Here is a 21,795-nt window from a genome sequence, read left to right on the forward strand (position 1 = left end):
CGGCCCAGCAGTGGGCGGCGGCACCCGACCCAGGCGCGCAGGCCCGTGACTCTCCACCCCCACCCTGCGGTTGAGAAGATCGCGTAGGCCGTCGCCGACCCCTCACGGCATGGAGGCATGATGGGGCGCTACGCCGCCAGGCGACTGCTCCAGATGATCCCGATCTTCATCGGGACCACTCTGTTGATTTTCCTCATGGTCCACATCCTTCCCGGAGACCCCATCCGGGCGATGTGGGGCGACAAGGCCGCCGACCCCGCACAGGTCGCGGCACTGCGCCATGAGTTCGGGCTCGACCAGCCCGTGTGGAAGCAATACACCGACTACATGGCCAACCTCTTCCAAGGGGACTTCGGCCGGACGTTCGGCGGCCGCGAGGTCGTCGACGTCATGTCGGAGGCATTCCCGGTGACGCTCAGACTCACCGCGCTTGCCATCATCATCGAGGTCATCGTCGGCATCGGTCTCGGTGCCTGGGCGGGCCTGCGCGCGGGCAAGGCGGCGGACACAGGTGTCCTCGTCTTCACCCTGTTCGTGATCTCCATCCCGGTGTTCGTGCTCGGCTACCTCGCCCGGTTCATCTTCGCGGACGAACTCGGCTGGCTCCCGCCGAACGTGCAGGACTCCGCGAACCTCTCCCAGCTCTTCCTGCCGGCGTTCGTCCTCGCGATGCTCTCCATGGCGTACGTGGCGCGGCTGACCCGCACCACCTTCGCCGAGAACCTGCGGGCCGACTACATGCGCACCGCGACGGCCAAGGGCCTGCCGCGCCGCCGCGTCGTCGGTGTCCACCTGCTGCGCAACTCGCTGATTCCCGTGATCACGTTCATCGGCACGGACATCGGCGGCTTCATCGGCGGTGCCGTCATCACCGAGGGCATCTTCAACGTGCAGGGCGTGGGCAACCTCCTCTACAGGGCGATCCAGACGAGCGAGGGCTCCACGATCGTCGGCGTGGTGACGGTCATCGTCCTCGTCATCCTGCTGCTCAACCTGATCATCGACCTGCTGTACGCGGTCCTGGACCCGAGGATCCGGTATGCCTGACGCACCTGTGAGCAAGACGGCCCTCGACGTTCCGCCGGGGACGGCACGCACGGAGGACGGCGCGGACGCCGCGGCCGCGGGCGTCGCCGCCACCAAGGTCAAGGGCGCCGGTGAGCGCGAGAAGCCCCGTTCGCTCTGGGGCGACGCGTGGTTCGAACTGCGCCACCGCCCGATGTTCTGGATCGCGGGGATCCTGCTGGTCCTGCTCCTCGTCATCGCCGCCTTCCCGGGGATGTTCACCGGAGCCGACCCGCGCGACGGAGACCTGACCAACCACTTCCTGAGCAAGCCGGAACTGGGCCACTTCTTCCAGGCCGACTGGTTCGGCTACGACGGCCAGGGCCGCTCCATCTACGCCCGGGTCATCTACGGAACGCGCGCCTCGATCATGGTCGGTGTGGGCGTGACCGTCCTCGTGACCTTGCTCGGCGGTCTGCTCGGCATGCTGGCCGGCTACTTCGGGGGCTGGATCGACTCGGTCATCTCCCGGGTCACGGACATCTTCTTCGGCCTGCCCTTCCTGCTCGGCACGATGGTCATCCTGAACGCCTTCACCGAGCGCAAGGTCTACGTCGTCATCGCGTCCCTCGCGTTCCTCGGCTGGACGTCGATCGCCCGCGTGACGCGCAGCTCCGTGATCAGCGCCAAGCAGGCCGACTACGTGACGGCGGCGCGGGCGCTCGGCGCCGGGACCACCCGGATGCTGTTCCGCCACGTGATGCCGAACGCCATCGCGCCCACCATCGTGGTGGCGACGATCGCGCTGGGCGGCTACATCTCGGCGGAGGCGACCCTCTCCTTCCTCGGACTCGGTCTCGCCGACCCGACGATTTCCTGGGGCATCGACATCTCCGAGGGGAGCAAGGCGATCCGGGACAACCCGCACGCCCTGTTCTTCCCCGCGGGAATGCTGAGCATCACGGTCTTCGCGTTCATCATGCTCGGCGACGCGGTCCGCGACGCCCTCGATCCCAAGCTGCGCTGAGGGAGGCGTACGTGACCAGCATCGACATCAAAGAAGACGCCTTTCCCGCACCGCGTTCAGGTGAGGAGAAGAGCGGCAGGCTCCTGGACGTCAAGGACCTGCACGTCGAGTTCGACACCCGTGACGGCGTGGTCAAGGCCGTCAACGGCGTCAACTACAGCGTGGACGCGGGCGAGACGCTCGCCGTGCTCGGTGAGTCCGGTTCGGGCAAGTCCGTGACGGCGCAGGCCATCATGGGCATCCTCGACATGCCGCCGGGGAGGATCCCGCAGGGCGAGATCCTCTTCCGCGGTCAGGACATGCTGAAGATGTCCGGCGAGGAGCGCAGGAAGATCCGCGGCCGGAAGATCGCGATGATCTTCCAGGACGCGCTGTCCTCGCTGAACCCCGTGCTCTCGGTGGGCTATCAGCTCGGCGAGATGTTCCGGGTCCACGAGGGGCTCAGCCGCAAGGCGGCCAAGGCCAAGTCCATCGAGCTGATGGAGCGGGTCAAGATCCCGGCGGCCAAGGAGCGGGTGAACGACTACCCGCACCAGTTCTCCGGCGGTATGCGCCAGCGCATCATGATCGCGATGGCGCTGGCCCTGGAGCCCGACCTGATCATCGCGGACGAGCCGACGACGGCGCTGGACGTGACGGTGCAGGCGCAGGTGATGGACCTGCTCGCGGAGTTGCAGCGCGAGTACAACATGGGCCTGATCCTGATCACCCATGACCTGGGTGTCGTCGCCGATGTGGCGGACAAGATCGCGGTCATGTACGCGGGCCGGATCGTGGAGACCGCGCCGGTGCACGAGCTCTACAAGCGCCCGGCGCACCCCTACACCCGCGGTCTGCTCGACTCGATCCCGCGCCTTGACCAGAAGGGCCACGAGCTCTACGCGATCAAGGGGCTGCCGCCCAACCTGCTGAAGGTGCCCGGCGGTTGTGCGTTCAACCCGCGCTGTCCCAAGGCGCAGGACGTCTGCCGCACGGAGGTCCCGGCGCTGGTGCCGGTCACCGAGCAGGACGGCGCACCGCTGGCGGGCCGCGGCAGCGCGTGCCACTTCTGGAAGGAGACGATCCATGGCTGAGCCGACGAAGGCTTCGAAGCTCTCGAAGGCCGCGAAGAGCGAGCCGGTCGACGCCACCCCGAACGTCTCCGACGTCGAGCCGGTGGACGCCGCGAGCGAGACCGAGGCGGTCGCCGCGATCGAGGCGCCCGTCGAGCGCGGCGAGCCGATCCTGCAGGTCCGCAACCTGGTCAAGCACTTCCCGCTCACCCAGGGCATCCTGTTCAAGAAGCAGGTCGGTGCGGTCAAGGCGGTCGACGGGATCTCCTTTGACCTCTACCAGGGCGAGACGCTGGGCATCGTGGGGGAGTCCGGCTGTGGCAAGTCCACGGTCGCCAAGCTCCTGATGACCCTGGAGCAGGCCACCGCCGGTGAGGTCTTCTACAAGGGCCAGGACATCACCAAGCTGTCGGGGCGCGCGCTGAAGGCGGTGCGCCGCAACATCCAGATGGTGTTCCAGGACCCGTACACCTCGCTGAACCCCCGTATGACGGTGGGTGACATCATCGGTGAGCCGTACGAGATCCACCCCGAGGTGGCTCCGAAGGGCTCGCGCCGTCAGAAGGTCCAGGACCTCCTGGACGTGGTCGGCCTGAACCCGGAGTACATCAACCGCTACCCGCACCAGTTCTCCGGCGGCCAGCGCCAGCGCATCGGCATCGCCCGCGGCCTGGCCCTCAACCCCGAGATCATCATCTGCGACGAGCCGGTCTCGGCCCTGGACGTCTCCGTCCAGGCCCAGGTCATCAACCTGATGGAGCAGCTCCAGGACGAGTTCAACCTCTCCTACCTCTTCATCGCCCACGACCTGTCCATCGTCCGGCACATCTCCGACCGCGTCGGCGTCATGTACCTCGGCAAGATGGCCGAGATCGGCTCCGACGAGCAGATCTACGAACACCCCACCCACCCCTACACCCAGGCCCTGCTCTCCGCGGTGCCGGTGCCGGACCCGCAGGCCCGCGAGGGCCGCGAACGCATCATCCTCACCGGTGACGTCCCCTCACCGGCCAACCCGCCCTCCGGCTGCCGCTTCCGCACCCGCTGCTGGAAGGCGGAGGACAAGTGCGCCAAGGAGGTCCCCCTGCTCGCGATCCCGGAGCGCTTCAAGGACCAGGACACTCCGGCGGCCCACGAGTCGGCGTGCCACTTCGCGGAGGAGAAGGCGGTACTGGTCGGCTGACGCCGGCGTGTGACCGTCTCTGAGGGGCGCCCGGGACCGACGAGTCCCGGGCGCCCTCGCGTTCGCGGGTGGGCCCCCTCGTCGACCTCAGTCGTCGAGACGCTTGTCGTCGATGTCGACGGTGACGATGCCCGGCGGATATCTGTCTTCCTGGTCCGTGAGGATGATGTCCTGCTGAGGGCGGGCCGGGCTCGGCAAGGAGGCGTACAGCGCGTGGCAGACGTCGGGCCCGCCGAGCCCGTCGCGGACCATCGTGGCGACGGAGACGGACGCGACCGTGTCCAGCGGTTCGATGTCGATGCCGGGCAGTGCGAGCGCGTTCGTGCCCGCTTCGGCGTCGTCGCTCTCCGCCTGCATCAGGCAGAGAGCGGGCACGAGGAGGTGCCGGAAGGGGGACGCCGCGGCGTTGTCCGCGATACGGGCGAGTTTGCGGTGCCCGCGGGCAAGGGCCAGGACGGCGCTCGTGTCCATGATGATCACGCGGCGTGGTCCCTGTCCCGCAGGGCGCTCCGGGTCTTCTCCGCCGCGACCTCATAGACACGCTCCAGCGCGTGGGGCGTCGCGTCGAACTCCTCGTCCGTGAGCGTGGAGTGCATCCGCTCGCGCATGAGACGGCGGCTCTCCTCGATACGGGCGCGCGTCTGCTCCGCGGTGAGCCGCTCCGCTGCCAACTCCGCGACGAGCGCGCCTATCGTCGTTCCCCGCTCTTTCGCCAGCATGGCGAGGTGATCGCGGGTCGCTTCGGGGACCTTGATGGTCGAGTCAGCCATACCTGTCACGGTACACCGGCTCTCTACTTCCGGTACACCGCGACTCGTGGGACGACCTCGCCGCAGGTATGCCCTGTGCCGCCGATGCCACCGTCGAGCTCGAACCAGGTGGCCTTGCCCGGCCCCGGCCCGTGTGTGCAGATGCCCCAGGCGCGGGCGCCGTACGAGATGAGCTGTATGCCGCGGCCGGTTTCGTCGCCCTCGGCGGGGGTCCGGCAGACGGGCAGGCCGGGGGCTTCGTCGTGGATGAGAACCCGGAGCCGGCCGCCGAGGTCCTGACCGGCCCAGTCGGCGAAGAGGGTCACCGGAGCGGTGCAGGCTTTGGTGGCGCAGGCGTTGATGGCGTTCGTGACGGCTTCGGAGGTCAGCAGGGCGGCGGTGTCGGCCAGTTCCGTACGCCCCGCCGAGGCGAGGAGCGTCCGCACGGTTTCCCTCGCGGTGCGGACCCAGACGGGGTCGGGCGGGAAGGTGAGGGTGACGCCGGTGGTGGTGGGGGGCGGGTCGTTCATGGGGGCTGCTCCTTGGGGTGCGCCGGTCGGTGACGAGGTCCGCGTGGGCGGGGGTACTTCCGATTGCTGCGCGGGGGGTGCGGGTGCTTTCTGAAGGTAGGGAACACGTTCAGTTAGTTGCAACCGTTTCCACTGCCTGTCACTGGTGTGAGTGACATACGAACTACCTTGTGGACCATGCGAGTTCGAGCCGGAAGACTCCATTGCGGAGGAGGTCAGGCATGCCACCCAGAAGCAATCCCAGTGAGCGGCAACGCCGACTCGGACTCGAACTGCGCAAGCTGAGAAACGCCGCGGGGCTGTCCGGTGACCAGGCTGGAGCGCTGCTCGACGCGGATCGGACTCGGATCAGCAACATCGAGGCAGGGCGCATCGACGTCTCCCGTAACCGGTTGTACAAGCTGCTCCGGGAGTACGGGTGTCCTGACGGCCCGTACTTCGACGGCCTCATGGCGATGGCGCAGGAGAGAGGAACGGGGTGGTGGGACGAGTTCCGCGGCTCCATCGGTCCAAGAGCGCGTGACCTGGCGGAGCTTGAGTCACGCTGCTCCGGCATCCGTATCCACGAGCCGCTCTTCATCCCGGGAATGTTCCAGACCGAGGACTACGCACACGCTGTGGTCACGGTGGTGGAGCAGGATCAGGCGCGCGTAGGTCGATACGTCGAGTTCCGCCGGGCCAGGCAGCGGATCCTGGTGGAGCCCAGGTCGGTCCCGTACCACGCAATCGTTCACGAGGCGGCGCTGCGCGTGCACACGGGCGGTACCAGGACCATGCGCAAGCAGTTGCTGCGTCTGATCGAGATTGCTCGGCTGCCCAACGTCACGCTGCAGGTCTTCCCGTTCGAGCGCGGAGCCTATGCGGCGTTCAGTCGCCCGTTCGTCCTCTTCGGCGGTGGCAGCCGAGAGTTGGACACCGTCTACCTTGAACATCCACTGAGGTCGGTCTTCCTGGGGGATGGAGAGGCCATCGACGAGTACGGCAAGATGTTTGAGCGGCTCTCCGAACTGGCGCTCGCACCGGTCGATCCGGAGTCTGCGCCCGAGTCCCATGACGGACGGGACTCGCTGAGCCTGATCCAGCACATCATGTACGAACTGTAGGCAGGGAGTCAGATGTACCAGCTCACTTGGCAGAAGTCCTCTTTCAGTACGGGCGGCGAGGGCGAATGCGTCGAGTTGGCGAACGGCCCCGGCGGACACGTGCACCTTCGGGAGAGTGACCGGCCCGCGGAGATCACCACGGTGGCTCCTGGTGCCTTGTACGGGCTCCTCCGTGCCCTCAAGGCGGACGACGCCCCCACCCTCCGTGGGTGACCTGGGCCTACGCCCCTGGCGGGAAGAGGACGCCGCCACCGTCCTGGCCGCCTTCTCCGAACCGGAGATGGCGTGGCAGGCGGACGAACCCGTCGACTCCGCCGGCGCCGCCGCCCGTTGGCTCGCGCGCCGCACGGCCGAGCGCGACGGCGGATCGGCGTACGCCTTCGCCGTGGAGGACGAGAACGGCACGGCGCTGGGCAACGCCTCGGTGGGCGCGGTGAACCACGTCCACGGCACCGGCTGGGTGTCGTACTGGACGACTCCGGAGGCGCGGGGCAGGGGAGTGGCGGCCTACGGGTGCGGGGCGTTGGCGGACTGGGCCTTTGTCGAACTCGGCTTGTTCCGCCTGGAGCTGGGCCACCGCACGAACAACCCCGCATCGTGCCGCGTGGCCCGCGCGGCCGGCTTCGCGGTGGAGGGGCTGCAACGCCAGAAGCTGATGTACGACGGCATCCGATACGACGTGGAGCTGCACGCACGCCTGGCGACGGACCCCTGCTGAGTGCCTGGCGGGGGAGGCTTCGGCTTGCCCGCGCCGAGTGGTTACCGGGGCCGCCCGGTTTTTTGCGGAGTGTGGCGCCTCCGGGTCGGCAGTAAAGGGCGCTCCTGCGTCGCGTCGGCTCCGCCGATTCCGCTCCGCTCCACCCTTGACTCCCGCCCCTCCACCGCAAGTCTTCCTTGAGCCGGACGGCCAGGGGTGGGGCCGACGGGGAGCCTCGGATGGGTCATCCCCTTTCATCGCCGGGTGCGGACCGGTCCAACGTGGGCGCGGGTCACGGTCCCGGCTCGGCGGCCCGTCTCCGGCTTCGCCGCTCGGGTCATCACCTTTCGCGGCCGGGTGCCGTCCGGTCCATCGTGGGCGGCCGTCACGGTCGCAGCTCGGCCGCCCGCGCGGCCCGGCTGGGATGGGTCATCACCTCTCGTGGCCGAGTCCGGACCGGCCCATCGTGGGCCTGTGTCACGGTCCCGGCTCGGCCAACTGCGCGGCCCCGCCGCTCGGGTCATCAGCCCTCGGTGCCGGGTGCGGACCGGTCCATCGCGGGCGGCCGTCACTCTCAATGTGCTGGGCAGGCCCGCCCGAGCCCGCCTCCCCCCGGGCACCTACTTTGGGAAAGTTGCGAACGGGCAGACCGCGCGCCCCCCTTCCACGACCAATGCGCCGCCCGGCCAGGAGAGACCGGGAGGGAGAGACCGCCCCCCGGGCACCTACTTTGGGAAAGTTGCGAAGGGGGAGACCGCGCGCCCCCCTTCCACGACCAATGCGCCGTCCGGCGGGAGGGGCAGGGCGGGGAGGGGCCACCGCTCGGGCACCTACTTTCGCCAAGTTGCGAATGCGTTCGCCGCATGCCCCCACGCACACTCAATACGCCCCCGGGAACCGGAACTCTTGCGGCAGAATCCCGCGATAGAGGGCCGGGCGGGAGGGCGCGCGGGGTGTGGCAGGGGGCGCGCGGCCCTTCCATTCGCAACTTTCCCAAAGTAGGTGCCCGGGGGCGGCGGGTCCGGTGTCCTGCCACGCTCCCACCACCCCGGGCACACCACATTGAGCCGGTCCGCACCCGGCAGCGCAAGCCGATGACCCGAGCAGCGAAGCCGGGCCCCTACCGAGCCGGGACCCTCACCCGCGCCCACGATGGGCCGGTCGGCACCCGGCCGCGAGAGCCGATGACCCGGGCGGCGAAGCCGGAAACGGACGGCCGAGCCGGAACCCTGCCCCGCGCCCACGATGGGCCGGTCCGCACCCGGCAGTGAAAGGGGATGACCCATCCAGGGAATCCCGCAGCCCCCACCCCTGGCCGTCCGGCTCAAGGAAGACTTGCGGTGGAGGGGCGGGAGTCAAGGGTGGAGCGGAGCGGAATCGGCGCAGCCGACGCGACGCAGGAGCGCCCTTTACTGCCGGCCCGGAGCCGCCACACTCCGCAAAAAACCGGGCGGCCCCGCCCACCGTCAAAGACGCAGCCCCACCGAAGTTCCCGCCGCTCCGTCAAGGCGGAACGGGGCGGTCACATGGGAAGTGACCGCAGCCGCACCGGCCCCCCGGGCCACCGCGCGTCCTCCCGCAGCGGTGTCACCATCGTCCGCAGGGGCATGGTCACCACGCGGCCCCCGGGCTGTTCGACCTGTACGTCCTCGTCGAGCGCGTGCCAGCCCAGTCTCTCGTACAGCGTGACGAGCGCGGGGCGGCAGAAGAGCAGGGCGTGGGGTGGGCCCATGGTGCGGGCGTGGGAGAGGGCCGTGGTGAGGACCTCGCGGGCCAGGCCCCGGCCGCGTACGTCGGGGGCGACCGCCACACCGCCGACCCCGATGACCTCCAGGTCGGTCCCGTCGACCGACAGGGGCAGGCGTCGCAGGCCTGCGTGGGCCACGAGTCGGCCCTCGTGACGTATGCCGAAGTGTTCCTCCTTCGGCAGCCAGGCCAGACCGGTCTCCGCGACACCGAAGGGGTCGTCGCCGGCACCCAGGATCTCGTCCTGCTCGGTCTTCGTGTACCGGGTGAGCCGGACCGCGCTCGGCCGGTCGGATGTGTGGCGTGCGCTGCGGTGTGTGCTGTGGTGTGTGCTCATCTCCGCATGGTGGCCCAGGGGAGTCCCGCACCGTACGGCAGCCCCGGAACCGGCCGCGCCCCGCTCGGGTCAAGGGGGAGGGCGGGCCGGTTCCGGTGAGCGGGGGCGCTGCCCGGAGGGGTGGGCGGGGTCCCGGTCGGAGATCGGAGGAGTGGGCCCTTGGTCAGAGCGACTTGCGCGCCGACGGGACCGCCATTTCAGCCGGTGCCTCCGGGTGGTGGCACGCCGTCAGGTGGCCCTCGCGGTTGCCGTCGATGCGGACCAGCGGGGGTGTTTCCGTCGCGCACTTGTCCGTCGCCTTCCAGCAGCGGGTGCGGAAGCGGCAGCCGGAGGGCGGGTTGACGGGGGAGGGGACGTCGCCGGTGAGGAGGATGCGTTCGCGGCGCGGGACGTCGTCCGGGGTGGCCTCGGGGACCGCCGACAGGAGCGCGCGGGTGTAGGGGTGGCGCGGGTTCCCGTACAGGCTCTCGCGGTCGGCGATCTCCACGATCCGGCCGAGGTACATCACGGCGACCCGCTGCGAGAAGTGGCGTACCACCGCGAGGTCGTGGGCGATGAAGAGGAACGCGATCCCCAGGTCTCTCTGCAGCTGCTGGAGCAGGTTCACCACCTGCGCCTGGATGGAGACGTCGAGGGCCGAGACCGGTTCGTCGGCCACGATCAGCTTGGGTTCGAGGGCGAGCGCGCGGGCCACGCCGATGCGCTGGCGCTGGCCGCCCGAGAACTCGTGCGGGAAGCGGTTGTAGTGCTCGGGGTTGAGGCCGACGGTCTCCAGGAGTTCGCGGACGCGGGCCTCCCTGCCGTTCGGCGGCTCGATGCCGTTGACCTCCATCGGACCCGAGATGATCTTGCCGACGGTCTGGCGCGGGTTCAGCGACGCGTACGGGTCCTGGAAGATCATCTGGATCTCGGAGCGGACCGGCGCCAGCTGCTTGCGCGAGGCGTGCGTGATGTCCTGGCCCCGGTAGGAGATTTTGCCGCCGGTGGGCTCCAGGAGGCGCGTGATCAGGCGGCCCGTCGTCGACTTGCCGCAGCCGGACTCGCCGACCAGGCCCACGCTCTCGCCCTGGGCGACGGTGAAGTCCAGGCCGTCGACCGCCTGCACGGCGCCGATCCTGCGCCGGAACGGGAAGCCGCCCATGACCGGGAAGTGCTTGGTCAGCCCGCTGACGTCCAGGAGGGGAGTGCTGTCGCTCATCGTGGTCAAATCCCGTCTCGTGTACGTCAGTACGTCAGTCGGTGCGCGTCGTCGCGAAGTCCACGAAGAACTCCGCGCGCTGCTCGGCCGTGAGGTGGCAGGCCGCGCCCCGGCCGTCGGTCAGTTCGAGGAGCGGCTGCTCGCCCGCGCAGCGCCCGTCCCCGACCTGCTCGGTGAACGCGCACCGGGGGTGGAAGCGGCAGCCGGAGGGCGGGTTGAGCAGGCTGGGCGGCGTACCCGGGATGGGTGAGAGCGGCACGTCCACCGGGCCCTCCAGGGACGGCATCGAGCCGAGCAGCCCCCAGGTGTAGGGGTGTTGCGGGGCGCGCAGCACCTCCTTCTTGGTGCCGCGCTCCACGCACCGCCCCCCGTACATCACCAGGACGTCGTCCGCGATGTCGGCGATCACGCCGAGGTCGTGGGTGATGAAGATGATCGCCGTGCCGAACTCCTGCTGGAGGTCTTTGAGGAGGTCCATGATCTGCGCCTGGACCGTCACGTCGAGCGCCGTGGTCGGCTCGTCGGCGATCAGCAGCGCCGGGTTGCAGACCAGTGACATGGCGATCATCGCGCGCTGGCGCATACCGCCGGAGAACTGGTGCGGGTAGTCGTCCACACGGAGGTCGGGCTGGGGGATGCCGACCTTCTTGAGCATCTCGACCGAGCGGTCCCGCGCCTCCTTCTTGGAGGCGCCGGTGTGCTTGCGGAACGTCTCGCCGATCTGCCGGCCGATGGTGTGGTACGGGGAGAGGGAGGCCAGCGCGTCCTGGAAGATCATCGCCATCTTGTTGCCGCGCAGCCGTTCCAGCTCGCGCTCGGTGGCGGTGAGGAGCTCCTGGCCGTCGAGGAGGATCTCGCCGTCGATGGCGGTGCTGTCCTTGTGGTGCAGGCCGAGGATGGCGAGGTTCGTGACCGACTTGCCGGAGCCGGACTCGCCGACGATGCCGAGGGTCCTGCCCTTCTCCAGGTCGAAGTCGAGGCCGTCGACGGCCTTGACCATGCCGTCCTCGGTGGAGAAGTGGACGCGCAGGTCGCGTACGGACAGGAAGGGGGTGGTGCTCATCAGATCTCTCCCTGAGCCCTAGGACAGCCGCACGCGCGGGTCGATCAGCGCGTACAGGGCGTCGACGACGATGTTGAAGATGACGATCGCGGTGGCCGCCACCAGGACCACGCCGAGCAGCAGCGGCAGGTCGCTCGTGTCGACCGCCTTCACGGACAGCTCACCGATGCCGTGCAGGGCGAAGGTCTTCTCGGTGATGATCGCGCCGCCGAGCAGGACGCCGATGTCGAGGCCGAAGATGGTGACGATCGGGCCCATCGCGCCGCGCCAGGCGAAGCGGAAGAAGACCGTACGGCGTGAGAGTCCCTTGGCCCGCGCGGTGCGGACGTAGTCCTCGTTCATCGTCTCGACCAGCTGCGAGCGGGCCATGCGCGTGTAGTTCGCGGTGAAGATGAGCGCGAGCACGAGCCAGGGGATCAGCAGCCCGGAGAACCACTGCGCGGGATTCTCGGTGATCGGGGTGTACGCGGGCCGGTCGAGGAGGTGCATCTGGTCGGTGAGGACGTACACGGCGAAGACACCGACGACGTAGATCTGCATCGAGGACGCGATGAGCGACGCGGACGAGGCGATCTTGTCGACCGCCTTGCCCTGCTTGAGGGCGGCCAGCATGCCGGTGCCCACGCCGAGGACGACGAAGACGACGGCGGCGCCCATCGAGAGCGAGACGGTGGTGGGGAAGCGGTCCAGGATGGTGGCGAGGACGGGTTCCCGGTTGCGGAACGAGTAGCCGAGGCAGGGCGCGTCGCAGAAGCCGTACGTGTCGTAGTCACGGCCGACGAAGACGCCCTCGAACCAGTGCCAGAACTGCACCGGCAGCGGATCGGCGATCCCCAGGTTGTGCTTCACCAGCGCCAGCGTGTCGGGCGGGCAGACCTTGCCGCAGGCCAGGCGCGCGGGGTCGCGCGGAGCGGCGTAGAAGAGAAGGAAGACGATCGCGCTGATGATCAGCAGGATCACCGCGCCGCCGATGACGCGGCGGAAGAGGAAGCGGAGCATGGCAGTTGGGGTTCCTGACCTGACGGATGCCGTGCGGGAGGGGAAGGGCTGGGGCGGGCCCCGTGAGCGGGGCCCGCCCGGGGGCGTTCGTCAGCCCTTGACGTACGTCTTGTGGAGCATCGTCGCGGCGAACTGCGGGTCGTGGATGGCGCCGCCGACCTTGGAACCGTGCAGGTACCAACGGCGCTGGTAGGTCTCCGGGATGATCGGCACGACCTCCTTCATGATCCGCCGGTCGAGCGCGGCCCAGGCCTTGCCGGCCTCCTTCGGGTCCGCGATGACGGCGTTCTTCTTGATCGCCTCGTTGATCCAGGGGACGTCGCACTGGGAGACGTTGTTCTGGCCGTCACCGATCGCCGCGCCGTCGAACAGCGGCTGCATCAGGGTGTAGGCGGTCGGCCAGTCCGGGGACCAGCCGAACCACATCACGTCGAACTTGTTGTCCAGGCGCTGGGCCTGGTCGTAGAAGTCCGTCGAGTTGAGCGGCTTGATGACGGGCTCGAACCCGGCAGCCTTCAGGTTCTTCTCGATGACGATCTTGGTCTTGTCGTACGTGGGGCGCCGCGGGAAGGCGTACACGATCTTCGTGCCGAGCTTGCCGGCCTTCTTCAGGATCTCGTGGGCCCGCTTCACGTCGCCCTGCGGCTTGTCCAGCTTGCCGTAGAGGTCGAACTTCTCGCGGCCCAGGATGTCGGGGCTGAGGATCGTCGTCGCGTAGTCGCCCGCGGTGGCGCCGCCGTAGATCTTGCGGCTCTGCTCCAGGGGCCAGGCGATGAGGAGGGCCTTGCGCACCTCGACGTCGGTGACGCGCTTCATGTTGATGGCGAAGTAGTAGGTGCCCGAGGAGAGGCCGTTGAAGCTGCGCTTCTTGATGTCCGGCGTGGTGAGCACCTTCTGCATGCGCTCGGCCGGGATCGGCTCGTAGAGGGCGATCATCTGCTGGTCCTTGCCCTGGTCCGCGATGAAGCGGTCGCAGGACTCGGGGCCTGTCGGCCCGAACTCGAACTCGAAGGTGTCCGGGTAGGCGTTGCGGATCGGGTCGGTCTTGGGGTCCCAGTGCTTGTTGCGCGTCAGCGTCATCGACTTGTCGATGGAGCGGTGCTTGACGATGTAGGGGCCGCTGGAGAAGGGCGCCTTGTCGTACTTCTCCTTGGTGTCGTGCTTCACGGGCGTGGCCGCGTACGTGTGCATGGCCAGCGTGAAGTTGAACTCCGGGCGCGACTCCTTCAGGTGGAAGGTGATCGTCTTCTTCGCCTTGTCGGTGACGATCGAGTCCAGGTGCTTGCCCTTGTACGGGCCCTCGTACGCGTCACGCCACTTGGCGCCCTTGCCGGTCAGCGCCTGCTGGACGTAGATGGCGCCCTCGGTGATGAAGGGGGCCCAGCCGCGCTCGAAGCCGTGCCGGACGTCGTCGACCGTGAGCTCGCTGCCGTCCTGCCACTTCAGGCCGTCCTTCAGCGTGAAGGTCCAGGTCTTGTTGTTGTCGGAGGCCGTGCCGGTGTCGGTGGCGAGGTCGCCGACGAGGATCTGGTGGCCCTCCATGTCGGTCTGGTAGCCGGTGAGGCAGCGCGCGAAGAGGTTGGCGATGGAGGAGTTGTACGCGAAGTAGATGCGCTGCGGGTCCATGTGCGAGACGTCGTCCTCGGCGACGCCGTAGATCGTGCCGCCCTTCTTCCCGCCCGGCACCGCGGGCGCGGGTCCGGTCGAGTCCTCCTTGGAGCCGATCTTCACGGTCGCGTTCGTGTACTCCGTGGCCCCGCCGTGCGAACCGCCCCCGCCCCCGCCCGAGTCGCCGCTGCTGCACGCGGACAGCACGAGCGAGCCGCCCGCCGCCACGGACGTCGAGATGAGGAGGTTTCTGCGTGAGATTGCCATCTGGCTACCAACCCTGAGTGAAGGAGTAGAGCGGAGGGAACGGAAGGCGGGCCGGCGGCGCCCCGTCGCGCGGGCCGGCCCGGGGCGTGTCAGCGCCGGGTCTTCGGGTCGAGCGCGTCGCGCACCGAGTCCCCGAGGAGGTTGAAGGCCACCACGAAGATCACCATGGCGAGGCCGGGGAACACCATGAAGGTGATGTCGTCCTGGTAGTACTTCGAGCCGTTCTGGATCATCACGCCCCAGTCCGGCGTCGGCTCCTCGAGACCGACGCCAAGGAAGGCGAGGCCCGCCTCGGCGGTGACGAACAGCGGCAGCAGGAGCGTCGCCTGGATCAGGATCGGCGTCCACAGGTTCGGGAGCAGTTCCTTGAAGATGATGCGCGCGGGGGAGGCGCCCGTGACCTTGGCGGCCTCCACGAACTCCCGCTCGCGCAGGGCGAGCACCTCGCCGCGCAGCAGTCGCGCCAGGGGGGCCCAGCCGAAGGCGGTCATCACGGTGATGAGGCTGGTGACGGTGAGCCACTGCGGGATCTTGTCCTCGGGGCTGACGAGCACCGAGATCATCACCGGGAAGAACGCGATGTAGAAGAGCGTCGAGGGGAAGGCGAGCAGGATGTCGATGACCCGCCCGATGAGGTAGTCCGTCTTGCCGCCGATGTACCCGGCGGTGAGGCCGATGGTGATGCCGAGCAGCGTGACGAGGACGGTCGTCGCGGTGGCGATCAGCAGCGAGTTGCGGATCCCGTAGAGGAGGAAGGTGAAGACGTCCCGGCCGAGCACCGGTTCGACGCCGAACCAGAAGCTCCCGTCGATGCCGCCGTTCGGCTTGACCGGGTAGTTGAAGTCGTTGAGCAGCCCGGGCTGGTCGAGTCCGTAGGTGTCGTACGGGTTCTTCCCGTAGACCTTCGCGATCAGCGGGGCGCAGAGCGCGACGACGAAGAAGAAGATCACCGTGCAGGCGGCGATGACGCCGGACTTGTCCCGCTTGAACCGTGTCCAGGCGAGCCGCCCCGGTGAACGGCCCTTGCTGCCGAGGCCGTTGGGAGGCAAGGGTGCGCCGGTCGTCTCGCCCAGCACTTCGAGCGTGGCGGCGGTGGCGGGGGTTGGGGAGGTCATGGCGCTCCAGGCCCGGAGGGGGACTTCAGGAATCCGCAGGACAACCAGCACCCGCGGGCTTGGCGCGACTGTGGCAAGGCGTTTCCCGCCCGGTCAATGAATCGTCAGGCGCTTTGGGCCGGTCTTGGGATCCTTGAGCATCACTTGAGCCAAGCATGGGCATGACATTGCCTTGGCGTAATCATGCGTGATGGACAAGGCCGGGCGCCGTCGGGCAAGCCGGGCAATGAGTCCGATATGCGGGCGCGAGCGTCTCGGAATACGTACATCCGGATGGCCTCCGACGCATACGGGTGGGGTAAATGTGCGGTTCATGCCGTATGAGGCGATATTGGGCCGTGAGTGTGCCGGTTCGCCGGCACACGGGCCAGTACGGCAGGACAGCACCAGGACTGGAGGACTCCATGCGTGGAGCCACACACGCCAAGTGGGCCGCATGTGCGGTGACGGTCGCACTCGCGGCGACGGCCTGTGGTGGCGGGGGAGGCGGCGGTGGCGGTGGCGACGGCTCCGGCATCGTGAGCTCGTCCTGGGGCGACCCGCAGAACCCGCTCGAACCGGCGAACACCAACGAGGTCCAGGGCGGCAAGATCCTCGACATGCTCTTCCGGGGTCTCAAGCGGTACGACCCGAAGACCGGCGAGGCCAAGAACATGGTCGCCGAGTCGATCGAGACCAAGGACGCGCAGAACTTCACGGTCAAGATCAAGAAGAACTGGAAGTTCAGCAACGGCGAGAAGATCACCGCCAAGTCCTTCGTCGACGCCTGGAACTACGGCGCGAACCTCAAGAACAACCAGAAGAACGCGTACTTCTTCGGCTACATCGACGGCTACGACAAGGTCCACCCCGAGAAGGGCGAGGCGAGCGCCAAGACCCTCTCCGGGCTCAAGGTCACCGACGACACGACCTTCACCGTCAAGCTCAGCCAGAAGTTCTCCACCTGGCCCGACACCCTCGGCTACCCGGCCTTCGCGCCGCTGCCCAAGGCGTTCTACGACGACCACGACGCCTGGCTCTCCAAGCCCGTCGGCAACGGCCCGTACACCGTGGACTCGTACACCAAGGGCTCGAAGATGTCCCTGCGCAAGTGGGACGGGTACCCCGGGAGCGACAAGGCGCAGAACGGCGGTGTGGACATGAAGGTCTACACCGACAACAACACCGCCTACACCGACCTGATGGCCGGCAACCTCGACCTCGTCGACGACGTCCCCGCCTCGCAGCTCAAGAACGCCAAGAACGACCTCGGCGACCGCTACATCAACACCCCCGCGGGCATCATCCAGACCCTCGCGTTCCCGTTCTACGACAGCAAGTGGAGCAAGCCGGGGATGGAGAAGGTCCGCCAGGGCCTGTCCATGGCGATCAACCGCGACCAGATCACCGAGACGATCTTCCAGAAGACGCGGACGCCCGCCACCGACTGGACCTCTCCGGTGCTCGGCAAGGACGGCGGCTACCGGGACGGGCTCTGCGGCGACGCCTGCACGTACGACGCCGCCAAGGCCAGGAAGCTGGTCGAGGAGGGCGGCGGCATCCCCGGCGGCACCCTCAAGATCTCGTACAACGCGGACACCGGCTCGCACAAGGAGTGGGTCGACGCCGTCTGCAACTCCATCAACAAGGCGCTCGGCAAGGACAAGGCCTGCGTCGCGAGCCCCGTCGGCACCTTCGCGGACTTCCGCAGCAAGGCCTCCAAGCAGGAGCTCGACGGCGCCTGGCGCGCGGGCTGGCAGATGGACTACCCGCTGATCCAGAACTTCCTGGAGCCGGTCTACTTCACCGACGCCCCCTCCAACGACGGCAAGTTCTCCGACAAGCAGTTCGACAAGCTCGTCAACGAGGCCAACGGCGAGACCGACACAGGCAAGGCCGTCGCCAAGTTCCAGGACGCCGAGAAGATCCTGGCCAAGAAGATGCCCGCCATCCCGCTCTGGTACCAGAACGGCAGCGCCGGCTACTCGGACAACGTCTCCGACGTCGCGCTCAACCAGTTCAGCGTGCCCGTCTACAACGAGATCAAGGTCAACTGAGACGCCGGGAGCGGCCGTACAAGCCCCCGCGAGGGTGCCCGTACGGCCGCTCCCCCGATTTCCGGAGCCCCCATGGGACGTTATGTGATCCGGCGTCTGCTGCAGATGATCCCGGTCTTCATCGGCGCCACCCTGCTGATCTTCCTGATGGTGAACGTGATGGGCGACCCCGTCGCGGGCCTGTGCGGCGACCGCAAGTGCGACCCCGCCACGGCCACCCAGCTGAAGAAGGAGTTCGGCCTCGATAAACCGGTGTGGCAGCAGTACCTGACGTACATGGGCAACCTCTTCACCGGCGACTTCGGCACCGCCTTCAACGGCCAGAAGGTCACCGAGCTGATGTCGGCCGCCTTCCCCGTCACCATCCGCCTCACCATCGTGGCGATCGTCTTCGAGATCGTCATCGGCATCTCGCTCGGCGTCCTCACGGGCCTGCGGCGCGGGCGCCCCGTCGACACCGTCGTCCTGCTGCTCACCCTCGTCGTGATCTCCATCCCCACCTTCGTCACCGGCCTCGTGCTGCAACTCCTTCTCGGCGTCCAGTGGGGCACCATCAAACCCTCCGTCTCCAGCGAGGCACCCTTCAACGAATTGCTGGTCCCCGGCCTCGTCCTCGCCTCGGTCTCCCTGGCGTACGTGACCCGCCTGACCCGCACCTCCATCGCGGAGAACCGGCGCGCCGACTACGTCCGCACCGCCGTCGCCAAGGGCCTGCCCCGGCGCCGTGTCATCACCCGGCACCTGCTGCGCAACTCACTGATCCCGGTGGTCACCTTCATCGGCACCGACGTGGGCGCGCTGATGGGCGGCGCGATCGTCACCGAGCGGATCTTCAACATCCACGGCGTCGGCTTCCAGCTCTACCAGGGGATCCTCCGCCAGAGCACCCAGACCGTCGTCGGCTTCGTGACCGTCCTCGTCCTGGTCTTCCTGGCGGCCAACCTGATCGTCGACCTGCTGTACGCCGTACTCGACCCGAGGATCCGCTATGCCTGAACCTCAGCAGCCGGAGCGCGCCATGGCCGCGACCGGCATGGGCGGCGCGATGGACCTCGCCACCAGCGAGGCCACGACCCTGGAGAAGCCGCCCGGCGGGCCGGGCGGCGGCCCCGACGGCACCGGCTCGTCGGCCCCGGCCCGCAGCCTCTGGTCCGACGCCTGGCGCGACCTGCGGCGCAACCCGGTCTTCATCATCTCGGGCCTGATCATCCTCTTCCTCGTCGTCATCTCCCTCTGGCCCTCCCTCATCGCCTCCCGCAACCCGTTGGACTGCGACCTCGCCAACGCGCAGAAGAGCTCGGCGCCCGGCCACCCCTTCGGCTTCAACGAGCAGGGCTGCGACGTCTACACCCGGGTCGTGTACGGCACCCGCGTCTCCGTCACCGTCGGCGTCTGCGCCACCCTCGGTGTCGCCCTCATCGGCAGCGCGCTCGGCGGGCTCGCCGGGTTCTTCGGCGGCGCGTGGGACGCGATCCTCTCCCGTATCACCGACATCTTCTTCGCCATCCCCGTCGTCCTCGGCGGCCTGGTGCTCCTCTCGGTGGTCACCAGCTCCACGGTCTGGCCGGTGGTCGGCTTCATGGTGCTGCTCGGCTGGCCGCAGATCTCCCGCATCGCGCGCGGCTCCGTCATCACCGCCAAACAGAACGACTACGTCCAGGCCGCGCGGGCCCTCGGCGCCTCCAACTCCCGGATGCTGCTCCGCCACATCGCGCCGAACGCCGTCGCCCCGGTGATCGTGGTGGCGACCATCGCGCTCGGCACGTACATCGCCCTGGAGGCGACGCTCTCCTACCTCGGCGTCGGCCTGAAACCGCCGACCGTCAGCTGGGGCATCGACATCTCCGCCGCCTCCCAGTACATCCGCAACGCCCCGCACATGCTGCTCTGGCCCGCCGGAGCCCTTGCGATCACCGTGCTCGCGTTCATCATGCTCGGCGACGCGGTGCGCGACGCCCTCGACCCCAAGCTGAGGTAGGCGCCCATGGCAACCGTGGCATCCGACGCGACCGGCGCGCCCGCCTCCGGGGCGCCCACCCTGCTCGAGGTACGCGACCTGCACGTGGAGTTCCGTACCAGGGACGGCATCGCCAAGGCCGTCAACGGCGTCGACTACAGCGTCGCGGCGGGCGAGACCCTCGCCGTCCTCGGCGAGTCGGGATCCGGCAAGTCCGTGACCGCCCAGGCCCTCATGGGCATCCTCGACGTCCCGCCCGGAAGGATCACCAAGGGCGAGATCCTCTTCAAGGGCCGGGACCTGCTGAAGCTCAAGGAGGACGAGCGGCGAAAGATCCGCGGCGCGGGCATGGCGATGATCTTCCAGGACGCGCTGTCCTCCCTGAACCCGGTGCTCAGCGTCGGCGCCCAGCTCGGCGAGATGTACGTCGTCCACAAGGGCATGTCACGCAAGGACGCCCGGAACAAGGCGGTCGAGCTGATGGACCGGGTGCGCATCCCGGCGGCCAGGGAGCGCGTGAACCAGTACCCGCACCAGTTCAGCGGCGGCATGCGCCAGCGCATCATGATCGCCATGGCGATGGCCCTGGAGCCCGACCTGATCATCGCCGACGAGCCGACCACCGCCCTCGACGTCACGGTCCAGGCCCAGGTCATGGACCTGCTCGCGGAGCTCCAACGCGAGCTGAACATGGGCCTGATCCTCATCACCCACGACCTCGGCGTCGTCGCCGACGTCGCCGACACCATCGCCGTCATGTACGCGGGCCGCATCGTCGAGCGCGCCCCCGTCCACGAGATCTACCAGGCGCCCGCCCACCCGTACACCCTCGGCCTGCTCGAATCCATCCCGCGCCTGGACCAGAAGGGCCAGGACCTCTACGCGATCAAGGGCCTGCCGCCGAACCTCATGAACATCCCGCCCGGCTGCCCCTTCCACCCTCGCTGCCCCATGGCCCGGGACATCTGCGTGAGCGACGACCCACCACTCGCGCGGGTGACGTACGAGGGGCTGACCGCCGAGCGCAGGAGCGCCTGCCACTTCTGGAGGGAGACGCTCGATGTCGCACGTTGAGCACGTCGGCGCCGCCATGCCCGCCGGACGCGAGCCGATCCTCCAGGTCCGCGGCCTGGTCAAGCACTACCCGCTGACCCAGGGCATCGTCTTCCGCAAACAGGTCGGCGCGGTCAAGGCCGTGGACGGCGTCGACTTCGAGCTGGCGCGGGGCGAGACGCTCGGCATCGTCGGGGAGTCCGGCTGCGGCAAGTCCACGGTCGCGAAGATGCTGGTCAACCTGGAGCGGCCGACCGCGGGCGAGATCCGCTACAAGGGCCAGGACATCACCAAGCTGTCGGGGCGCGCGCTGAAGGCGGTGCGCCGCAACATCCAGATGGTGTTCCAGGACCCGTACACCTCGCTGAACCCCCGGATGACGGTGGGTGACATCATCGGTGAGCCGTACGAGATCCACCCCGAGGTGGCTCCGAAGGGCTCGCGCCGTCAGAAGGTCCAGGACCTCCTGGACGTGGTCGGCCTGAACCCGGAGTACATCAACCGCTATCCGCACCAGTTCTCCGGCGGACAGCGCCAGCGCATCGGCATCGCCCGCGGCCTCGCGCTGCGGCCCGAGATCATCGTCGCCGACGAGCCGGTCTCGGCGCTCGACGTCTCCGTACAGGCGCAGGTCATCAACCTCCTGGAGAAGCTCCAGAACGAGTTCGACCTCTCCTACGTCTTCATCGCCCATGACCTGTCGATCGTCCGGCACATCTCCGACCGCGTCGGCGTCATGTACCTGGGGCGGATCATCGAGACCGGCTCGGACGAGGAGATCTACGAGCACCCGACGCACCCCTACACGCAGGCGCTGCTCTCCGCCGTCCCCGTGCCCGACCCCCAGGCGCGCGAGCACCGTGAGCGGATCATCCTCTCCGGGGACGTGCCCTCGCCCGCCAACCCGCCCTCGGGCTGCCGCTTCCGCACCCGCTGCTGGAAGGCGCGGGAGCGGTGCGCCCTCGAAGTGCCGCTCCTCGCCGTACCGGCGGAGTTCCGGCTGCACGAGGGCCCCGCCGCGCACGACTCGGCCTGCCACTTCGCCGAGGAGAAGCAGGTCGTGCCGTAGC

Annotated in this window: 21 protein-coding genes; 12 read left to right on the top strand and 9 right to left on the bottom strand. The window is 68.5% G+C overall.

All coding sequences use genetic code 11. From position 1 onward, the window contains the following. The first annotated feature begins 120 nt into the window (after window positions 1–120). From ACFVYR_RS05970 to ACFVYR_RS05985, 4 genes are read left to right on the top strand one after another with little or no spacing between them, the layout of a single operon-like run. Window positions 121–1,047 (top strand): ABC transporter permease, encoded by a 927-nt coding sequence (locus tag ACFVYR_RS05970; protein ID WP_384249525.1) that lies wholly within the window; start codon window positions 121–123, stop codon window positions 1,045–1,047. Further along, window positions 1,040–2,032, top strand: coding sequence for an ABC transporter permease (locus tag ACFVYR_RS05975; protein WP_384249522.1), 993 nt, complete (start codon window positions 1,040–1,042; stop codon window positions 2,030–2,032). Before ACFVYR_RS05970 ends, ACFVYR_RS05975 begins: the two co-directional genes overlap by 8 nt. 11 nt (window positions 2,033–2,043) lie before the next feature. Beyond that, the gene (locus tag ACFVYR_RS05980) at window positions 2,044–3,105 is read left to right on the top strand and encodes an ABC transporter ATP-binding protein (RefSeq protein WP_384249519.1); all 1,062 of its coding nucleotides are present in this window, start codon (window positions 2,044–2,046) and stop codon (window positions 3,103–3,105) included. Further along, window positions 3,098–4,267 (top strand): ABC transporter ATP-binding protein, encoded by a 1,170-nt coding sequence (locus ACFVYR_RS05985; RefSeq protein WP_384249517.1) that lies wholly within the window; start codon window positions 3,098–3,100, stop codon window positions 4,265–4,267. Before ACFVYR_RS05980 ends, ACFVYR_RS05985 begins: the two co-directional genes overlap by 8 nt. Window positions 4,268–4,354: 87 nt before the next feature. On the opposite strand, the gene ACFVYR_RS05990 is transcribed toward ACFVYR_RS05985, so the two are convergent. From ACFVYR_RS05990 to ACFVYR_RS06000, 3 genes are read right to left on the bottom strand one after another with little or no spacing between them, the layout of a single operon-like run. Further along, window positions 4,355–4,738, bottom strand: coding sequence for a hypothetical protein (locus tag ACFVYR_RS05990; RefSeq protein WP_384249596.1), 384 nt, complete (start codon window positions 4,736–4,738; stop codon window positions 4,355–4,357). Window positions 4,739–4,743: 5 nt separating this feature from the next. Continuing rightward, window positions 4,744–5,037: a hypothetical protein gene (locus tag ACFVYR_RS05995; protein WP_384249515.1), complete on the bottom strand. Its 294-nt coding sequence runs from the start codon at window positions 5,035–5,037 to the stop codon at window positions 4,744–4,746. A 23-nt stretch (window positions 5,038–5,060) separates the two neighbouring features. Continuing rightward, window positions 5,061–5,546 carry an ATP-binding protein gene (locus ACFVYR_RS06000; protein WP_384249512.1) on the bottom strand — a complete coding sequence of 162 codons (486 nt, stop codon included), beginning with the start codon at window positions 5,544–5,546 and terminating at the stop codon, window positions 5,061–5,063. Between the two features lie 221 nt (window positions 5,547–5,767). Between ACFVYR_RS06000 and ACFVYR_RS06005 the strand changes: the two genes are divergently transcribed. The 3 genes from ACFVYR_RS06005 to ACFVYR_RS06015 are packed head-to-tail and all read left to right on the top strand — an operon-like array spanning window position 5,768 to window position 7,367. Beyond that, complete coding sequence (locus tag ACFVYR_RS06005; RefSeq protein ID WP_384249510.1) at window positions 5,768–6,649, top strand: helix-turn-helix domain-containing protein; 882 nt, start codon at window positions 5,768–5,770, stop codon at window positions 6,647–6,649. Between the two features lie 12 nt (window positions 6,650–6,661). After that, window positions 6,662–6,862, top strand: coding sequence for a DUF397 domain-containing protein (locus ACFVYR_RS06010; protein ID WP_384249507.1), 201 nt, complete (start codon window positions 6,662–6,664; stop codon window positions 6,860–6,862). Beyond that, window positions 6,855–7,367: a GNAT family N-acetyltransferase gene (locus ACFVYR_RS06015; RefSeq protein ID WP_384249505.1), complete on the top strand. Its 513-nt coding sequence runs from the start codon at window positions 6,855–6,857 to the stop codon at window positions 7,365–7,367. The genes ACFVYR_RS06010 and ACFVYR_RS06015 overlap by 8 nt, the downstream gene beginning before the upstream one ends. Window positions 7,368–8,868: 1,501 nt before the next feature. Here ACFVYR_RS06015 and ACFVYR_RS06020 read toward each other — a convergent pair. From ACFVYR_RS06020 to ACFVYR_RS06045, 6 genes are all read right to left on the bottom strand, one after another. Beyond that, on the bottom strand, window positions 8,869–9,429 hold the full coding sequence (locus tag ACFVYR_RS06020) for a GNAT family N-acetyltransferase (protein WP_384249502.1): 561 nt from the start codon (window positions 9,427–9,429) through the stop codon (window positions 8,869–8,871). Window positions 9,430–9,592: 163 nt separating this feature from the next. Then, window positions 9,593–10,627, bottom strand: coding sequence for an ABC transporter ATP-binding protein (locus ACFVYR_RS06025; protein WP_384249500.1), 1,035 nt, complete (start codon window positions 10,625–10,627; stop codon window positions 9,593–9,595). Window positions 10,628–10,661: 34 nt separating this feature from the next. Then, the gene (locus ACFVYR_RS06030) at window positions 10,662–11,690 is read right to left on the bottom strand and encodes an ABC transporter ATP-binding protein (protein WP_384249498.1); all 1,029 of its coding nucleotides are present in this window, start codon (window positions 11,688–11,690) and stop codon (window positions 10,662–10,664) included. An 18-nt stretch (window positions 11,691–11,708) separates the two neighbouring features. Continuing rightward, window positions 11,709–12,689, bottom strand: coding sequence for an ABC transporter permease (locus ACFVYR_RS06035; RefSeq protein WP_384249496.1), 981 nt, complete (start codon window positions 12,687–12,689; stop codon window positions 11,709–11,711). Window positions 12,690–12,779: 90 nt separating this feature from the next. Further along, window positions 12,780–14,564: an ABC transporter substrate-binding protein gene (locus ACFVYR_RS06040; protein ID WP_384249493.1), complete on the bottom strand. Its 1,785-nt coding sequence runs from the start codon at window positions 14,562–14,564 to the stop codon at window positions 12,780–12,782. 89 nt (window positions 14,565–14,653) lie between these two features. Beyond that, entirely contained in the window at window positions 14,654–15,679 is a 1,026-nt protein-coding gene (locus tag ACFVYR_RS06045; RefSeq protein WP_384249490.1) for an ABC transporter permease, read from the bottom strand. Window positions 15,680–16,083: 404 nt separating this feature from the next. Between ACFVYR_RS06045 and ACFVYR_RS06050 the strand changes: the two genes are divergently transcribed. The 5 genes from ACFVYR_RS06050 to ACFVYR_RS06070 all read left to right on the top strand — a co-directional run bounded on the left by ACFVYR_RS06050 (window position 16,084) and on the right by ACFVYR_RS06070 (window position 21,794). Beyond that, on the top strand, window positions 16,084–17,715 hold the full coding sequence (locus ACFVYR_RS06050; protein ID WP_384249487.1) for an ABC transporter substrate-binding protein: 1,632 nt from the start codon (window positions 16,084–16,086) through the stop codon (window positions 17,713–17,715). A gap of 72 nt (window positions 17,716–17,787) precedes the next feature. Continuing rightward, the gene (locus ACFVYR_RS06055) at window positions 17,788–18,711 is read left to right on the top strand and encodes an ABC transporter permease (RefSeq protein ID WP_384249484.1); all 924 of its coding nucleotides are present in this window, start codon (window positions 17,788–17,790) and stop codon (window positions 18,709–18,711) included. Next, entirely contained in the window at window positions 18,704–19,693 is a 990-nt protein-coding gene (locus ACFVYR_RS06060) for an ABC transporter permease (protein ID WP_384249482.1), read from the top strand. The genes ACFVYR_RS06055 and ACFVYR_RS06060 overlap by 8 nt, the downstream gene beginning before the upstream one ends. A 6-nt stretch (window positions 19,694–19,699) precedes the next feature. Continuing rightward, on the top strand, window positions 19,700–20,746 hold the full coding sequence (locus ACFVYR_RS06065) for an ABC transporter ATP-binding protein (RefSeq protein ID WP_384249480.1): 1,047 nt from the start codon (window positions 19,700–19,702) through the stop codon (window positions 20,744–20,746). Continuing rightward, window positions 20,733–21,794: an ABC transporter ATP-binding protein gene (locus ACFVYR_RS06070; protein WP_384249477.1), complete on the top strand. Its 1,062-nt coding sequence runs from the start codon at window positions 20,733–20,735 to the stop codon at window positions 21,792–21,794. The genes ACFVYR_RS06065 and ACFVYR_RS06070 overlap by 14 nt, the downstream gene beginning before the upstream one ends. Window position 21,795: the final 1 nt, after the last annotated feature.

Origin of the sequence: Streptomyces sp. NPDC058284 (genome assembly GCF_042881135.1) — a bacterium.
GTDB lineage: Bacteria > Actinomycetota > Actinomycetes > Streptomycetales > Streptomycetaceae > Streptomyces.

Coding starts and splice junctions, on each gene's coding strand:
- ACFVYR_RS06070 (WP_384249477.1), top strand. CDS start 20,733: ATGTCGCACGTTGAGCACGTCGGCGCCGCCATGCCCGCCGGACGCGAG.
- ACFVYR_RS05995 (WP_384249515.1), bottom strand. CDS start 5,037: ATGGCTGACTCGACCATCAAGGTCCCCGAAGCGACCCGCGATCACCTC.
- ACFVYR_RS06000 (WP_384249512.1), bottom strand. CDS start 5,546: ATGAACGACCCGCCCCCCACCACCACCGGCGTCACCCTCACCTTCCCG.
- ACFVYR_RS06035 (WP_384249496.1), bottom strand. CDS start 12,689: ATGCTCCGCTTCCTCTTCCGCCGCGTCATCGGCGGCGCGGTGATCCTG.
- ACFVYR_RS05970 (WP_384249525.1), top strand. CDS start 121: ATGGGGCGCTACGCCGCCAGGCGACTGCTCCAGATGATCCCGATCTTC.
- ACFVYR_RS06060 (WP_384249482.1), top strand. CDS start 18,704: ATGCCTGAACCTCAGCAGCCGGAGCGCGCCATGGCCGCGACCGGCATG.
- ACFVYR_RS06020 (WP_384249502.1), bottom strand. CDS start 9,429: ATGAGCACACACCACAGCACACACCGCAGCGCACGCCACACATCCGAC.
- ACFVYR_RS06010 (WP_384249507.1), top strand. CDS start 6,662: ATGTACCAGCTCACTTGGCAGAAGTCCTCTTTCAGTACGGGCGGCGAG.
- ACFVYR_RS06025 (WP_384249500.1), bottom strand. CDS start 10,627: ATGAGCGACAGCACTCCCCTCCTGGACGTCAGCGGGCTGACCAAGCAC.
- ACFVYR_RS06055 (WP_384249484.1), top strand. CDS start 17,788: ATGGGACGTTATGTGATCCGGCGTCTGCTGCAGATGATCCCGGTCTTC.
- ACFVYR_RS06050 (WP_384249487.1), top strand. CDS start 16,084: ATGCGTGGAGCCACACACGCCAAGTGGGCCGCATGTGCGGTGACGGTC.
- ACFVYR_RS05985 (WP_384249517.1), top strand. CDS start 3,098: ATGGCTGAGCCGACGAAGGCTTCGAAGCTCTCGAAGGCCGCGAAGAGC.
- ACFVYR_RS06065 (WP_384249480.1), top strand. CDS start 19,700: ATGGCAACCGTGGCATCCGACGCGACCGGCGCGCCCGCCTCCGGGGCG.
- ACFVYR_RS05990 (WP_384249596.1), bottom strand. CDS start 4,738: ATGGACACGAGCGCCGTCCTGGCCCTTGCCCGCGGGCACCGCAAACTC.
- ACFVYR_RS05975 (WP_384249522.1), top strand. CDS start 1,040: ATGCCTGACGCACCTGTGAGCAAGACGGCCCTCGACGTTCCGCCGGGG.
- ACFVYR_RS06030 (WP_384249498.1), bottom strand. CDS start 11,690: ATGAGCACCACCCCCTTCCTGTCCGTACGCGACCTGCGCGTCCACTTC.
- ACFVYR_RS06045 (WP_384249490.1), bottom strand. CDS start 15,679: ATGACCTCCCCAACCCCCGCCACCGCCGCCACGCTCGAAGTGCTGGGC.
- ACFVYR_RS06005 (WP_384249510.1), top strand. CDS start 5,768: ATGCCACCCAGAAGCAATCCCAGTGAGCGGCAACGCCGACTCGGACTC.
- ACFVYR_RS06040 (WP_384249493.1), bottom strand. CDS start 14,564: ATGGCAATCTCACGCAGAAACCTCCTCATCTCGACGTCCGTGGCGGCG.